15 protein-coding genes and 1 pseudogene are annotated in these 15,159 nt (G+C 58.5%); 10 read left to right on the plus strand and 6 right to left on the minus strand.

Translation table 11 applies throughout. The features are described from left to right. The first annotated feature begins 10 nt into the window (after positions 1 to 10). A pseudogene (locus SLT36_RS17705) lies at positions 11 to 1,398 on the plus strand (IS1182 family transposase). Between the two features lie 458 nt (positions 1,399 to 1,856). Here SLT36_RS17705 and SLT36_RS17710 read toward each other — a convergent pair. After that, positions 1,857 to 3,176: a sensor histidine kinase gene (locus SLT36_RS17710; protein ID WP_432283719.1), complete on the minus strand. Its 1,320-nt coding sequence runs from the start codon at positions 3,174 to 3,176 to the stop codon at positions 1,857 to 1,859. Then, positions 3,173 to 3,832, minus strand: coding sequence for a response regulator transcription factor (locus SLT36_RS17715; RefSeq protein ID WP_432283720.1), 660 nt, complete (start codon positions 3,830 to 3,832; stop codon positions 3,173 to 3,175). The genes SLT36_RS17710 and SLT36_RS17715 overlap by 4 nt, the downstream gene beginning before the upstream one ends. Before the next feature lie 155 nt (positions 3,833 to 3,987). On the opposite strand from SLT36_RS17715, the gene SLT36_RS17720 reads away from it, so the two are divergent. Together SLT36_RS17720 and SLT36_RS17725 are read left to right on the plus strand one after the other, a co-directional pair. After that, a complete protein-coding gene (locus SLT36_RS17720) occupies positions 3,988 to 4,266 on the plus strand; it encodes a PepSY domain-containing protein (RefSeq protein WP_432283721.1) in 279 nt (92 codons plus the stop codon). 3 nt (positions 4,267 to 4,269) lie between these two features. Further along, complete coding sequence (locus tag SLT36_RS17725) at positions 4,270 to 4,809, plus strand: cytochrome b/b6 domain-containing protein (RefSeq protein WP_432283722.1); 540 nt, start codon at positions 4,270 to 4,272, stop codon at positions 4,807 to 4,809. 15 nt (positions 4,810 to 4,824) lie between these two features. On the opposite strand, the gene bla is transcribed toward SLT36_RS17725, so the two are convergent. Both bla and SLT36_RS17735 read right to left on the minus strand, forming a co-directional pair. Then, positions 4,825 to 5,787: a subclass B3 metallo-beta-lactamase gene (bla, locus tag SLT36_RS17730; RefSeq protein ID WP_432283723.1), complete on the minus strand. Its 963-nt coding sequence runs from the start codon at positions 5,785 to 5,787 to the stop codon at positions 4,825 to 4,827. A 122-nt stretch (positions 5,788 to 5,909) separates the two neighbouring features. Next, positions 5,910 to 6,374 carry a host attachment protein gene (locus SLT36_RS17735; RefSeq protein ID WP_432283724.1) on the minus strand — a complete coding sequence of 155 codons (465 nt, stop codon included), beginning with the start codon at positions 6,372 to 6,374 and terminating at the stop codon, positions 5,910 to 5,912. A gap of 180 nt (positions 6,375 to 6,554) precedes the next feature. On the opposite strand from SLT36_RS17735, the gene SLT36_RS17740 reads away from it, so the two are divergent. From SLT36_RS17740 to SLT36_RS17770, 7 genes are all read left to right on the plus strand, one after another. Then, entirely contained in the window at positions 6,555 to 7,562 is a 1,008-nt protein-coding gene (locus SLT36_RS17740; protein WP_432283725.1) for an efflux RND transporter periplasmic adaptor subunit, read from the plus strand. A gap of 3 nt (positions 7,563 to 7,565) precedes the next feature. Further along, the gene (locus tag SLT36_RS17745) at positions 7,566 to 8,807 is read left to right on the plus strand and encodes an ABC transporter permease (protein WP_432283726.1); all 1,242 of its coding nucleotides are present in this window, start codon (positions 7,566 to 7,568) and stop codon (positions 8,805 to 8,807) included. After that, the gene (locus SLT36_RS17750) at positions 8,804 to 9,490 is read left to right on the plus strand and encodes an ABC transporter ATP-binding protein (protein WP_432283727.1); all 687 of its coding nucleotides are present in this window, start codon (positions 8,804 to 8,806) and stop codon (positions 9,488 to 9,490) included. The genes SLT36_RS17745 and SLT36_RS17750 overlap by 4 nt, the downstream gene beginning before the upstream one ends. 57 nt (positions 9,491 to 9,547) lie before the next feature. Further along, positions 9,548 to 9,898 (plus strand): diacylglycerol kinase, encoded by a 351-nt coding sequence (locus tag SLT36_RS17755; protein WP_432283728.1) that lies wholly within the window; start codon positions 9,548 to 9,550, stop codon positions 9,896 to 9,898. 160 nt (positions 9,899 to 10,058) lie between these two features. Continuing rightward, complete coding sequence (locus SLT36_RS17760) at positions 10,059 to 12,452, plus strand: phosphoketolase family protein (RefSeq protein WP_432283729.1); 2,394 nt, start codon at positions 10,059 to 10,061, stop codon at positions 12,450 to 12,452. Positions 12,453 to 12,467: 15 nt separating this feature from the next. Continuing rightward, the gene (locus SLT36_RS17765) at positions 12,468 to 13,625 is read left to right on the plus strand and encodes an acetate/propionate family kinase (RefSeq protein ID WP_432283730.1); all 1,158 of its coding nucleotides are present in this window, start codon (positions 12,468 to 12,470) and stop codon (positions 13,623 to 13,625) included. A gap of 137 nt (positions 13,626 to 13,762) precedes the next feature. After that, on the plus strand, positions 13,763 to 13,972 hold the full coding sequence (locus tag SLT36_RS17770; RefSeq protein ID WP_432283731.1) for a hypothetical protein: 210 nt from the start codon (positions 13,763 to 13,765) through the stop codon (positions 13,970 to 13,972). A gap of 151 nt (positions 13,973 to 14,123) precedes the next feature. Here SLT36_RS17770 and SLT36_RS17775 read toward each other — a convergent pair whose 3' ends face one another. Then, positions 14,124 to 14,735, minus strand: coding sequence for a DedA family protein (locus tag SLT36_RS17775; RefSeq protein ID WP_432283732.1), 612 nt, complete (start codon positions 14,733 to 14,735; stop codon positions 14,124 to 14,126). Continuing rightward, complete coding sequence (locus tag SLT36_RS17780) at positions 14,732 to 15,121, minus strand: hypothetical protein (protein WP_432283733.1); 390 nt, start codon at positions 15,119 to 15,121, stop codon at positions 14,732 to 14,734. Before SLT36_RS17780 ends, SLT36_RS17775 begins: the two co-directional genes overlap by 4 nt. Between the last annotated feature and the right edge of the window lie 38 nt (positions 15,122 to 15,159).

Raw genomic sequence — 15,159 nt, forward strand, 5'->3', positions numbered from 1 at the left:
TCAGTGTGTGATGTTGAAGCGAGCTGGCCCTGAACAAACCGCACTTGAGATCGTCACGCTTGATCAACTGGTTCCAGTTGATCACCTTCTGCGCAAGATCGATGGTGTTATCGATTTCTCGTTCATCCACGATCTGACAGCGCCGCTTTACTGCGCCGACAATGGTCGCCCGCCACTCGGGTCGCCCGCCACTCGATCCGACCTTGATGTTCAAGGCGCTGTTCATCGGCTACCTGTTCGGGGTGCGCTCGGAGCGGCAATTGGTGCGAGAGATCGAGGTCAATGTCGCCTACCGGTGGTTCCTGCGGCTGAAGCTGACGGACAAGGTGTTCGACGCCTCGACATTGTCGCAGAACCGCCGCCGGCGCTACCAGGACGAGACGATCGCGCAGGCGATCTTCGACCGCATTGTCGAGCAGGCGATCGGGGCAGGCTTGGTCGACGGCACGGTGCTCTACACCGACAGCACGCACCTGAAGGCCAATGCCAACAAGGGCAAGTACGACCTTGCCATGGTCGCCAAGTCGCGTGCGACTACTGGGGCGAACTCGACCGGGCGATCGATGCCGAACGGGCGCTGCACGGCCAGAAGGCGCTGAAGGAGCAGGAGCGGCAGCCTGCGGTGAAAGAGACGAAGGTCTCGCGCACCGATCCTGAGGCAGGCTATATGGTGCGCGAGGGCAAGCCGAAGGGCTTCTTTTATCTCGATCACCGCACGGTGGATGGCGGCTTGGGCATCATCACCGACACGTTTGCCACGCCGGCCAACGTGCATGACTCGATCGTCTATCTCGACCGGCTCGACCGCCAGGTGGAGCGTTTCGGCTTCGACGTCACGGCGGCGGGGCTGGATGCCGGCTATGCCACGCCAGGCATCGCCAAGGGCCTGGAGGACAGGAACATCCAGGGTGTCGTCGGCTATCGCAACCCGCCCCGGCCAAAGCCTGGCAAGATGAGGAAGGGCGCTTTCGTCCATGAGCCGGACCTTGACGGCTATCGTTGCCCGCAGGGCAGTTGCTCACTTACGCCACCACAGATCGCGGCGGTTATCGCCACTACAAGAGCGACCCGACGATCTGCCGCAACTGTCCGCTGCTGGCGTCTTGCACATCAAACGCCAAGGCCGAGCGCACCATCACGCGCCATGTCTGGCAGGATGTCCGCGAGCGGGTCGATGCCAACCGCTTAACCGCATGGGGCAAGGCGATCTATCGACGCCGCAAGGAGACGGTCGAGCGATCCTTCGCCGATGCCAAGCAGCTCTTCGGCCATCGCTATGCACGCTTCCGAGGGCGAACACGCGTCGCCTGCCAGTGCCTGATCGCAGCCGCCGCCGCCCAAAACATGAAAAAGATCGCAATCAGCCTCTGGCCAAAGCCCAAACCAAGCCTCGCATGAGGCCAAAGCGGGCTCGCAACGGCCCTGGCATCTGCTCCCCGAAATCAAGCCAAAAGCTCAATCAACCCACAAAACAAAACCCGCCGAAATTCGACGGGGTTCGTCAGCAGTCTGAGCCCGGACATATAGATGTCCGGGCTTTCGCTTTCTGGCTCTCTGTCCCTGGTTAAGGGCGTGAAGGCAAAATCTCGCGGGCACCGCGCGCCCACGGAACGGTACATGTGTGATTGCCTCTGTGATCGGCATTCGCTCGCTTGGTCCAGCTGTCACATGCTGTCTGACGCTCTACCTGATCTCCTTCGTCTACCGCAACATTGCCAGTTGGTCCCGTGTAGGGAATTGGGCAGGCAATTCCTTGCCAACTAGTCACTGGTCTGGAAAAGGACCATATGTCGGGACACGGCACAAACGTCACTATTGGCGACCGACAAACCCAAGCTGGCCAGAGGCCTAAACCGTCAAAAGCGCCTCGAAGCCGTCATGTCTTTCGCTTGCAGGCGATTGCAGGCGCAACTGCGCACCCATCTGTTTTGCCAAAGTCGCCGCAATAGATAGCCCCAGTCCTGTCCCCGCGGTTCGCCCGCCCCCCGTTTGAATCGGGCCGTCAGCTTTTCAAGCTGCTCGGGAGGCACTGTTTCGCCAGAGTTGGAGATGGCAATCGTATCTTGGTTCCGATGAGATATTGTCACTGTGCCGTCTGTAGCCCCATGGACCAGCGCGTTCTCAATCAAATTCCGCAAAACGATGCCGAAGGCATCGACATCCACGTTTCTGATCCACCGAGCAGACGGGTCCATTTCGAGTTGGATCCGTTTCGAGTACGCCGGGCTGCGCTCGAACTCAGCAACCACTAAACGAACGATGGCTGCCAGATCCGATGGCTCCCGGGTCGTTCCGATTCCGGCCTCCGCTCTGGCAAGCTGAAGAAGCTTTTCCGTCAATCGGGCGAGCCTCGCGAGCGACTGCTCGATGTCTCGGGCACGGCCCTGTGCTTTTCCGATCGGCAGCTCCAGGCTCAGTCGCTGAGCTTGCGCAAGGGCCCCAGCAACAGGTGTGCGCAGCTCGTGAGCCGCGTTTGCTGTAAATTCTCTCTCAGCCTTTAAGGCATGGCTAAGGCGGCTAAGGAGATGGTTTACCGATCCAGCGATCGTCGCCAATTCCTTCGGCAGGTTCTCGATGTTGATCGACGAGAGGTTTGCACCGTCACGAGAACCGATCTCCCGCTTCAGGGTGCTGATTGGCTTCAATGACCGTCGCACCACCAGCCAGATTACGATCAGGCTCAGGGGCGCTAGCGGCAGAACAGGAAGGACGAGCGAGAGCGCACTTTCGGTCATCGCTTCCGTACGATGATCGAGCGGGTCTGCCACCTGAACGAAAAGGGTGCCGCTGAGTGCCGCCTCCGTGTAAACGCGATGTGTCGCTGTCTGGTAAAAACCGGACTTCAACGGAATGTCGAATGCATCCTGGGGCGCATCATGCGAATGCAGCAGCACTTGTCCGCTCGCATCGCGCACTTGGTAGATTAAGTGCTCTTTGTGTTCCTGTATTAGCTCGTCCATGCGCCGAGGCGCGGATGCAGCGCCTCTCCGGTAGAGATCATCCACGACGAGCGGCACTAGTCGCTGGGTCATTTCCTGCAGGGAACTGTCAAAGACCTCCTGATATTCGTGATGCATGACGAAGGCGGCAACAGCCGCAGCTGCCAGCCAGAACAGCACTGCCACCACGATGAGCCATCGCATGAGTTGACGGGTCATGCTGTCTGGGCTGCTCATGCGGTTGCGATCCTGTAGCCTACCCCCCTCACGGTGGCTACGAGCTCGCCGCCAAGTTTTTTCCGCAGCCGGCTGACGTAGACCTCGACTGTATTGCTCTCCACCTCCGCTCCCAGCTCATAGAGCGCATCTTCGATTTGAGGCTTCGATACGACTGCTCCCTGGCGATGAAGCAGTCTTTCAAGGACCGCCCATTCGCGACCCGTGAGGTCAATGCATCGCTCCCCGTCGGTAATGGTTCGTTCCGCAATGGCTATTTTCCACGGACCGACTTCAACCCTTGGCTGATCGTTGCTGCCATAGCGTCGAGCTACCGCATGTATGCGCGCGGACAACTCGTCCAGATGGAATGGCTTCACAAGATAATCGTCTGCCCCAGCGTTCAGCCCAGAAATGCGATCCGATATCTGATCGCGTGCGGTCAGTATGATGACAGGAACCCTATTCCCGTGATCGCGAAGTCCCTCAAGAAAGGTCAGCCCACTTCCGTCAGGCAGAAGCAGATCGAGTAGCACGAGGCCATACGAAGCGACCGCCGAATATTCTTTCGCCTCAGTCACCGACCTCGCCCAATCCACAGCATGCCCAGCTGCGTTGACGTGATCCTTCACAGCTCCGCCGATCGCGTCGTCGTCTTCGACCAAGAGTATGCGCATGTCGATCTTTCAGGCCCTTTGTGGTGACCACGCCTATGATGAAGACCTGACATCCACCTGAAAGCAATGTCTGACCAAGTTGGCGGTCTCGTTCAGGCTGTTGTCAGGCTAACGCTTCACAAAGCGGCCGTCGGATCAACCGAAGGAGCTTTGAAATGAAGATCGTTCTGATACCTGCCGTGATGTTGGGTGCCCTGGCGGCCGCACCTGCGTTTGCTGGAAACAAATGTGACGTTCCGGTTGCTGAGTGGCAGCCGCGGGAAGCTCTCGAGGCCAAGCTAAAATCAGACGGATGGCAGGTTCGGTCCATCAAGACCGAAGACGGCTGCTACGAAGCCTATGCCATTGATGCAGGCGGAAAGAAGGTTGAAGCCTACTTCAACCCGAAGACGTTCGAACGCATGGGCGGCACCAGCGAAGACAGCGAGGGCTGACCGATGCGCGCCACCGTGAAAGTCTGGGATCCGTTCGTCAGGGTCTTCCATTGGGGTCTAGTGGCCAGCTTCGCGGTGGCGTGGCTCACTGCCGACGAACTCAAAGATATGCACGAATTCGCCGGGTATCTGGCCGGGACGATAATAGCGTTTCGGCTGGTATGGGGAGTCGTTGGGACACGCTACGCCAGATTCTCTCAATTCGTTCGCGGCCCAGGTCTAACACTGGACTATGCTCGCGACGTTGCAGGGGGCCGAGAAGCTCGGTACGTCGGACACAATCCGCTTGGAGCCTTGATGATTATCGGACTTCTCGCAACCATGGGAACTCTCGCTGGCACCGGGTGGTTACAGACGACTGATATGTTTTGGGGAGTCGAATGGGTGGAGAAAACCCATGAATTCCTTGCCAACCTAATGTTGGCTCTTGTCGGCCTCCATGTTGCAGGTGTCGTGTTCTCCAGTCTGCGCCATCGCGAGAACCTAGTGCGCGCGATGATGACCGGTCGCAAGGCGGCAGCAGGTCTCGATGATGTTACCTAAGTATCCGTAACCAGCTTATAGGTCCGGCTCCTTTTTAGGTTTAGCCCCCATTTCGAGGTCAACTTCATCTTCAAATGCGCGCTTCTTCGACGCGACAAACTGCCTGTAACCTTCAGGGTCGACCCAAACCGATGGCCCTTCTTCAGTCATTCGGGAAAATTTCCCCTCCATATCGAAGTACTCTGTGTGGAACCCAAACCACATATCTGGCTTCAGCATTTCAAGAAAATGATGGGTTTTCCGATAGTCTTGGCCAATTCCAGGGTAGTCGGCCTTTTCTCCGGACAGCTTATAGCCTGGGTTGAAACCAGCACCGTCCGGGAAGACAACGGAATAGGCCTTCCCGCCCTCGACAAGTTGGGTGACCCAAGTGGTTGAACCACGGGTATGTCCGGGCGTGCTGTAAGCTGTGAGAGTAACGTCGCCGAGAGTAACCCGGTCGCCATCCCTCAAAATCCGATCAACCTGAACCGGATCCTGCCCCATGATTTGCCAGTCATGGCCATAGTGGAAATCGCTCTTTCCGCCATCCTGAATCATGGCCACGTCGCCTTCCATGATGGCAAGCTGTGCTTTGGAGAGCCTCTTCAAATAGGCAAATCCGCCTGCGTGGTCGGAATGTCCATGACCGTTGATCATGACTTTGACGTCTCTCGGATCGAAGCCGAGCTTTCGAATTGAAGCCTCGATCGTAGGACCTGAGGTTGGGTCACCCGTGTTGAGCAGAATTAATCCATCGGTGGTCTTGAACAGAAACGACGACAACCCCTTGGTTCCAACGAAGTAAAGTTGACCAGCGATGTGAAAAGGCTCTTGCGGCTCTCGCCAGTGAAGGGCTTTCGTCGCCAACGTTAGGAACATCTTATTGTCGCTGGCCAACTGTTCCTTTGTGGGAAGCTTCACCTCCTCCGCCACTGCAGCGATTGGGGCTAGCAAATGCCAAAGAATGATTGTCGATGAGACGAAGCTTATTTTCATGGAGCCCACTCCCGTTTTCGACTATGATATTCTAGATATGATGTCCTCAGTTGGAACTACCGTCTCTGCCGACCTGAACCGACGTGACCTCGAACAGCCTTCCGTCGTGACAGGTGCGGATCTCAACCGACGCGGTTGCTATGAAGCTTGCTCACGGCCTCCATAAGCTGGAGTTTTGGCAGCTTCGTCAGGTCTTTTGCCACCTCTTTCACCAACGCAGGCAGAAGCCCTCGAGGTAGGCTCCGACGCAGAGCGCCAAGCATGCGCCGCTCAGCCACAAGCACAAGATGGTCGAATTCGTGATCGGCATAATGCCCCTCCAATTCGTCCATGAGCATCCGTGCGAACTGAACCTCCTGCTCCCGCTCCGGATTGGACGCGTAATCCATTGCCGACCGCCGTCGCCCTAGGGAGGAGAAGCTACGCCCAGGTTTGTCTGACATGATCTCGCGCATTTGTTTGTGAGCCAGCTCGAAAACCAATTCTTCGGGCAAACCTTGGTCTTCCTTGTTGTCGCCGTCAATCTGCTGGATGATGCGTGCCCGAGCACCATCAGCCACCAAAATCCATGTCTTCTTCGATTTCATGGCTCATCCCTTTCGGACTGAATCCCGAGGTCCCGCAAAACACTAAGGCGGGTCGAGCCAACAAGCTTTGACCGGGATCAAGGCACGCATGGAATAACCCCGCTTTTCTGACAACGGATAGACCGGGACCAGGGACTCTCCGGTGCGTTATCGAAACGGGAAGTTGCAGGAGCAAAAGCCGTGCGGCTGGCAGGAACTATCTTCGGCTTCGTTACCTTTGGCACGTTAGCTGGAGCTGCCGCCTGGTATTTTTGGCATCCCCCCAACGTGTCGGTCGTGGCCACCTCACGCGGTGAAGCGGCCGGTATCGTCTATGCAAGCGGTTCAGTCGAGCCCAGGACGTGGGCAAAGGTTGCTCCAGTTGTTCGTGAACGTATCGTCGAACAATGCAACTGCGAAGGATCACGGGTTGCGCAAGGCGACGTTCTGGCTCGTCTGGATGATAGCGAAGAGCGCGCGGCACTGGCCGAACTTGAGGCACGACGCTCGCTGGCCCAAGAGGATTTTCGGCGATTGTCCGTACTTGCCGAACGAAACGCGGCCAGCCGACAAGCGCTCGATCGCTCTCAAAGCGAGCTTCTGCAAGTTGAAGCCCTGGTCGCTGGGCGGAAAGCCCGGCTCGAGACTTATGTTCTGCGAGCGCCCAGTCCGGGGATCGTTCTCAGGCAAGATGGTGAAGTGGGCGAGGTCGCCGAGCTAGGTACGGTTTTGTTTTGGGTCGGGGAGCCAAAGCCACTGCTCGTGGTCGCAGATGTCAACGAAGAGGACATTCCCCGCGTCGAAGTTGGTCAACGCGCCCTTCTTAGAGCCGATGCCTTTCCGAAGCAAAACCTCGAGGCTCAAGTCGAAAGCATTACGCCAAAAGGAGATCCGGCGACGAAGACCTATCGCGTCCGTTTTCGGCTGCCAGATGAAACTCCTCTGCGCATCGGGATGTCGACAGACATCAACATCGTCGTCCAAGTCTCGAAGAATGCCCTGCTCATTCCCTCTGCTGCGGTTGACCAGAACCATGTCTTCGTAGTCGAGGACGGCAGGTCGCGACGGCGCGATATTCGTATCGGCATCCGCGGCACGGGCAGCACCCAGGTTCTGTCTGGCCTCGACGAAAAGGCCCTCGTCGTCACTCCCTATCCTGCCGACCTCGCCGACGGTAGCCGTGTGATCATCTCCGGCCCAGAGGAGTAGATCATGCCCCTCATTCTCGACATTGCGGTCACCCATATCGCCGGACGCGGGCGACAGACAGTTGTGGCCATCCTGGGTGTTGCTGTTGGCGTGGGCTTCTCCATTGCCATGGCCGCATTGATGCAGGGTGGGCAAGACGATTTCGTCAGGCAGCTCATCGACACCATGCCTCACGTTGCCATCACCGACGAAATGCGCACTGCCCACCGGCAGCCTGCGGAGGAAGTTTTTGCCGCTGTCGCCATTTCCGGGCTGAGGCCCCGTGATGATCGGCGTGGGATCATCAATCCGACGGCTGCAGCAGCCTGGCTCGACAGCTGGGTTCCCGGTCGCTTCTCGACCAGCCTGAAGACGCAAGGTGTTATCCGCTATTCCAATCGAGAAGCTGGCGCGGCGGTCATCGGGATCGATCCGGCGCGAGAATCCGCTGTTTCGCCGATCATCCAGGAGTTCGTTGAAGGCAGCTTCGCCGCGCTCGCGGCGGGCGGCAACAACGTGGTGATCGGAGACACCATGGCTTCCCGGCTAGGTGCCAGCTTTGGAGACACGATAACGGCCGTTTCCTCAGACGGGCTTACCCGCGCGTTCAGAATTGTGGGCCTGTTCCATACCGGGACAACGGCTCGTGACGAAGGCGAGGCCTACGTTCTCCTCAAGAATGCTCAGATCCTGTCAGGGCGCCCGAACGCTATCAACGAGATAAGAATCAAGCTCGACAATCCGGACAGCGCACCTGCGGTGGCGCACCGGGCTGAGACCGAACTTGGCTACAAGGCTGTAGCTTGGCAGGAAGCGAACGAATCCATCCTCGAGGCCCTCGTTGTCCGTAACGTCATCATGTACACAGTGGTAGGCGCGATCATGCTGGTCGCCGGATTCGGCATCTACAACATCATCTCCACCATCACGCACGAGAAGGCGCGTGACATTGCCATCATGAAGTCGCTCGGCTTCCCCGAAGCCGACATGCGTCGCATGTTCCTGATGGAAGGCCTGGCAATCGGCGCTGCGGGCTCCGCGTTCGGTTGGCTGCTCGGCTTTGCAATGACCTACGCCCTATCACAGGTACGCTTCGAAATCGCCGCGACCGGTCAGGAAATGACCCGGCTGCCAATCACTTGGAGCATTCTGCACTATTTGAGCGCTTCAGCTTTCGCAATGGGATCTGCAGCGGTCGCTGGATACTTGCCCGCCCGCCGTGCGGCCCGTCTCAATCCTGTCGACATTATCCGGGGCGCATCATGAGCCCGCTGATCGAGACTGAAAGACTGACGCGGATATTGCCGGAGACGGTTCCGGTAACCCTCGTCAAAGATATCACGCTGAGCATTGGCGAAAAGGAATTCGTAGCCGTTACTGGACCGTCTGGGTCCGGCAAGTCTTCTTTGCTGTACCTGCTCGGGCTTCTCGACAGCCCCACCAGTGGCACTTTGAAGATCGGCGGCCGCGACACCGGACCCATGGACGAGAAGGAGCGCTCCCGTACACGGCTTTCGATGATGGGTTTCGTCTTCCAGTTCCATTTTCTCCTGCCAGAGTTCACCGCGCGAGAGAACGTGGAGATTCCAATGCGCAAGCTGCGCCGCCTCGAACGAAGCCAGATACGCGAGCGGGCCAGCGAGTTGCTCATATCCCTGGGGCTTGCCGAGCATCTCGACAAACGGCCTGACCAACTGTCGGGCGGCCAGCGACAACGGGTCGCCGTGGCGCGATCGCTCGCAAACGACCCGCCGATCATCCTTGCCGATGAACCCACGGGAAGCCTGGATAGCAAGAGCTCCGAACAAGTTTTCGAGATACTCCAGCACCTCGTGCGTGAACGCGGCAAGTCGATCGTGGCGGTTACGCACGACCTCGAAATGGCAGCCCGCATGGATCGCCGCATCCACCTTGTCGACGGCAAGATCGCTGAAGTGGTCCCAGGCTAGCTTGGCTTATAGTGGCGATGCGCCCGCCCCGGGACGATTGCCTCCGAGGACACGACAATGAAGAACAAGGCATTTCTCCATCGTTTCGGTTTTGCCATTCAGGGACTGCAAGACGGCTGGCGACGTGAGCGCAGTTTCCGCACTCAAGCGCTGATTGGCCTGATCGTTGTCTTAGGCGCTGCCCTGCTCGGCATTTCTGGTATCTGGCTGGCCGTCATTGGGCTGGCGATTACCGTTGTGCTGGCCGCGGAACTGTTCAATTCGGCTCTTGAGGCCCTCGTCGATCATCTGCATCCAGAATTGGACCCGGAGATTCGCGTTGTTAAGGACATGGCGGCTGCCGGCGTGTTGCTCGTATGCCTTGGCGCGCTGACGGTCGGTTTGCTGTTCTTGGCGGCACACAGCTAAGTCATCCAGACGTGGCCCATAGCAGGCGGTCACGCAGTCCCCCCCTCTCCCAACCGGAAAAGTGCACTCCAACTCGATATACAATTGACATGGCTCAACGCATGCTGAGTCACATTGACTACGCTCCCGAAGACATTTCCACCGTGGAAAGGAACGCGGAATGCAGAGCGCCAAGAAGTCACTCGCCGAAATCGACGACGCATTCGTCGATTCCGAAGAACTCCATCTGCTCCATCGGTATTGGCAGGCGGCGAACTATCTGTCGGTTGGGCAGATTTATCTGCTGGACAACCCTCTGCTGCGGGAACCGCTGAAGCCCGAGCACATCAAGCCACGCCTGCTTGGCCACTGGGGTACCACACCCGGACTCAACTTCATCTACGCACATCTGAACCGCCTCATCAGGAACCGCGACCTCGACATGATCTATGTCTGCGGGCCAGGCCATGGCGGACCGGGAATGGTGGCCAATACATATCTCGAGGGCAGCTATTCCGAGATTTACCCCGAGATCGGCCGCGACACCGACGGCATGCGCGCGCTCTTCCGGCAGTTTTCCTTCCCCGGCGGCATCCCCAGCCACGCTGCGCCTGAAACTCCCGGCTCCATCCACGAGGGCGGAGAGCTGGGCTATGCACTGGTTCATGCATATGGGGCTGCCTTCGACAATCCCGATCTAGTCGTAGCCTGCGTGATAGGCGACGGCGAAGCTGAGACTGGCACGCTTGCAGCCTCATGGCACTCGAACAAGTTCTTGAGCCCTGTCCATGACGGCGCCGTCCTGCCGATCCTGCACCTCAATGGCTACAAGATCGCCAACCCCACGGTGCTTGCCCGCATCGACAAGTCCGAACTGCATGACCTTCTGACAGGTTACGGGCACGAACCCATCTTCGTCGAGGGTGAGGACCCCGTCGAAATGCATGGCAAGATGGCCATGGCGCTCGACACTGCATGTGATCGCATCGAGGCGATCCAGACGGCAGCAAGGCGGGAGGGTCGCGCCGAACGGCCCCGCTGGCCGATGATCGTATTGCGCAGTCCCAAGGGCTGGACTGGTCCCAAAGAGATAGACGGCAAGAAGACAGAAGGGTTCTGGCGATCTCATCAAGTCCCGATCACTGATCCACGCCAGAACGAGGAGCATCTTCATATCCTGGAACAATGGATGCGGAGCTATGACCCCGACGATCTGTTCGACGACAGGGGAAGGCTGCGCGCGGAGCTGGCGGCATTGGCTCCCGAGGGTATCAGAAGGATGGGAGCCAACCCGCACGCCAACGGCGGTGGCCTCAAGCGCGACCTTGTCATGCCCGACTTCAGGTCATTTGCGATCGATGTGCCATCACCCGGATCCGTCAACGGGGAAGCGACGCGGACAATGGGACGGATGCTCAAGGAAATCGTCGAGCTGAACGCCGAGGCTCGGAACTTCCGCATCATGGGGCCCGACGAGACTGCTTCCAATCGGCTTGATCCAGTGTTCGCATCCACCGACCGGGTGTGGATGGCCGACATCGAGCCTTATGACGAGCACCTTGCCCGCGATGGGCGTGTCATGGAGGTTTTGAGCGAGAATCTCTGCCAAGGCTGGCTGGAGGGCTATCTACTGACAGGGCGGCATGGGCTGTACTCCTGCTACGAAGCCTTCATTCACATTGTTGACTCGATGTTCAACCAGCATGCCAAATGGCTAAAGGTTTCACGAGAATTGCCTTGGCGGCAACCGATCGCTTCGCTCAACTATCTTCTGACCTCGCACGTCTGGCGGCAGGATCATAACGGCTTCAGCCATCAGGATCCGGGCTTCGTTGACCTCGTGGCCAACAAGAAGTCAGACATAGTCCGCATCTATTTGCCTCCCGATGCCAACACCCTGCTTTGGGTGACTGACCATTGCCTGCGCACTTTTAACCGGATCAATGTGATCGTGGCTGGAAAGCAGCCCCAGCAACAATGGCTGAACATGGACGACGCGATCGCCCACTGCCAAGCTGGAGCAGGCATCTGGCATTGGGCCGGCTCCGAAGACGACAGCGGCCCCGATGTTGTGATGGCCTGCGCCGGCGATGTACCCACGCTAGAGACACTTGCCGCGGTGGGCCTGCTGCGGGAAGCCCTGCCAGACCTGAAGATTCGTGTGGTCAACGTCGTGGATCTCATGACGCTGCAGTCGATCAGCCAGCATCCCCACGGCCTGACCGACGCAGCTTTTGACGCATTGTTCACTGCGGACCGACCGGTGGTATTCGCCTATCACGGCTACCCTTATCTGATCCACCGGTTGACCTATCGCCGTAACAACCACGAGAACATTCACGTTCGCGGCTTCCAGGAAGAAGGTACCACCACTACGCCTTTCGACATGACCGTGCTCAACAAGATGGACCGCTATCATCTCGCCATCGAAGCTATCGACCGCGTGCGCAACCTTGGGCCCAAGGCTGCAGAAGCCCGGGCCTATTTCGAGAACTGTCTCTCACAACACTGGCATTACGTCCGAGATCATGGAGAAGACATGCCCGAGGTGCGCAACTGGTCATGGCGGGGCTGAGAAAGGAAGAACCACATGGCTCTCCTGGCACTGAACGCAGGATCTTCCAGCTTGAAATTCGGGCTGTTCAGTCAAACGCCCACTGGCCCGGAGCAGTTGTTACGCGGCGTGTTCGATGGCATCGGCGGATCTCCCCGTTTTTCGGCAAAGCACTCGTCGGGCCAAATTCTCGCCGACGGCCGACCTGTTGCCACGAGCTCAACGGTGTTGTTGCTGGAGGAACTTATCGAGTTTCTCCAGCCGTTCTTGGACGGCCGGCCGCTAGAGCTGGTCGGCCACCGCATAGTTCATGGCGGAAGCCGCTTTGTGACACCAATTCGCCTGTCGACAGACGTTATCGCCGCGCTTGACGAACTCACCCCCATCGCCCCGTTGCACCAGCCCGCGAGCCTCGCCCCCGTCAGGGCGTTGGCTGAGCTACAGCCGGGCCTCGTGCAGATTGGCTGTTTCGACACGGCTTTCCATTCCTCGATGCGGCCACCAGCCAGCCGATATGCGCTTCCCCGTCAGTTTGAAAGCGATGGCGTGCGTCGTTACGGCTTTCACGGCTTGTCCTATGAATATGTTTCCCACCATCTGGGCGAGATCTCACCTCGGCTTTTGCAGCAGAGGACTATTGTTGCCCATCTGGGCAGCGGCTGCAGTCTTTGCGCGATGGTCGACGGGATGAGCCGGGACACGACCATGGGCTTCACCGCACTGGACGGGGTAATGATGGCCACTCGCTCCGGTTCGATCGACCCTGGCATCCTGCTCTACCTACAAAAGGAGAAAGGGTTGGCAGCCACCGAGGTCGAGGACCTGCTATATCGTCGATCAGGACTGCTCGGCGTGTCGGGCATATCAGGCGACATGCGCGCCCTGCTTTCCAGCAGCGATCCACGGGCGACCGAGGCCATCGACTTGTTCGTGTTCAGCATATCACGGGCCATTGCGGCTCTTGCCAGTTCGATCGAAGGCATCGAGCTTCTGGTCTTCACTGGAGGAGTCGGCGAGCACGCAACAGAAATACGGCAGGCGATTTGCCGGCGACTCCAGTGGTTGGGGGTCAAACTCGATCCATCGCGCGACGGCGACGTGATCAGCCATCCCGACAGCAAGGTGGAGGTTCGTGTGATAGCCACGAACGAGGAACTGTCCATTGCCAGACAGATGTCCAAGTTTCAGTCCTGACAAGGCACCCGGCGCAACCCTGCGGATCATTTGGCTTCCCACTCTGTTGACCCAAGTCAAAGCGTTGCCGTTGATGCGTTTCTAGGATTGAAGCGAACCGCTGCTGCGGCTCCGGGACATTCGGGCGGGGACAGCCGATGAAGTATCGCGAAGTGCAGGAACGCCTGCGTGCCGTGGGCGTAGCAATCAGCAAGCGAGGCAGCGTCATCCGGGTCAATTATTTCGGTGGCTTCGAAGGAAGCGCGAAATACACAACTGACCTGCAAGAGGCGCTGGCCCTCGGACTTGCGATGGCCAGGCCGGAGCATCTGCCCAAGATCTGGCTGTCAGTTCGACCAACCAACTAGTCCCGCAGCCGAGCGTTCCAGACCGTCTCGCTCGATGCCTCACGATCGTTCGGATGTCAGGGCTCGGCGCAACCGACGAATGACAGCAGACCGTTGGGGGCCACCGGTAATCCGACAGGCTCCGGCCGGCGAGGATAACCTCGCCAAGAGCCTAATGCGACTGCAACGAAGCCGAGACAATCCGCCTTTCATATAGAATCTTCATGCCAAGCAAACCGGCAACTACGGCAAACACAAGGAACCAGGTCAAATCGCCGAGGATGTCGGCAACAGCCAGAATGCTGCGACTGAAAAGTATTCCCAACCCAACATATTGGAACACCCAGACAGCTTCGCCGAAGACACCCCAGACGGTAAAGCGTGACCAAGAATAGGCCATCATACCGGCGACAATGTTGACTCCCGGACCGAGCGGGCTAAGCAGCCACCTGCTAAGGAAGACGCTGATGGCACCCCATCGGACAGTTGCCGTCCGCGCATGACCAAGGGTGTCGGACATATGCAGCCGCTCGGCTAGCCTTTCGGCCAGCCCCTCGCTTCCCAGGCGGCCAATCAGGTAGCCCGCCTGATCACCCAAGACAGCGCCGGCAATCCCCCACGCGAAGATGGAGACCAAATCCAACTGGTCGCGCGCCACCAGCGAACCGGCCACGAGCAGGACGAGCGACGAAGGAAGCGGTACGCCGAGGCTACCGAGAGCAAGGATGCCGAACAACGCGAAGGCACCATAGTCCGCGAGAAAAGCCATCGCCGCATCGCTCATGGGACTAGCTGCCGCTCAATTCCATCGGACGGACCGCCGTTCGATTGCTGCCGGCTCCTGCCTATGCTCGCTTCGATAGTGGATTTGAGCGCCTCAAACGAAACGCCCTTGGCCGATGCTATGTCGCCAAGGGTCCGCCTGTCCGAAACACCTGTCGGGAGATCAAGCGCACTGAACAGCGCTTTCGGCTCCAGATTGTAGGAGTGGGCCACATAGCCCACTGTCATCCATGGTTCGATCGGCTCGTCGCGGTGCGATGACCAATAGAGCGTATGGACCGTCAGGCGAATCGCGAAGAACCCACTGGCAACAAGTGCGGTGACGAAGGCAGCCAGCAGGATCAGATTTGCCAGGCGGCCCGGTATCTTGTTCGAGCGGATGCGCATTACCCTCCCCGACCCTACATGTCTGTTGGAGTTCTTTC

The sequence above is a fragment of the Aminobacter sp. BA135 genome (assembly GCF_050859125.1).
Lineage (GTDB): Bacteria > Pseudomonadota > Alphaproteobacteria > Rhizobiales > Rhizobiaceae > Aminobacter > Aminobacter ciceronei.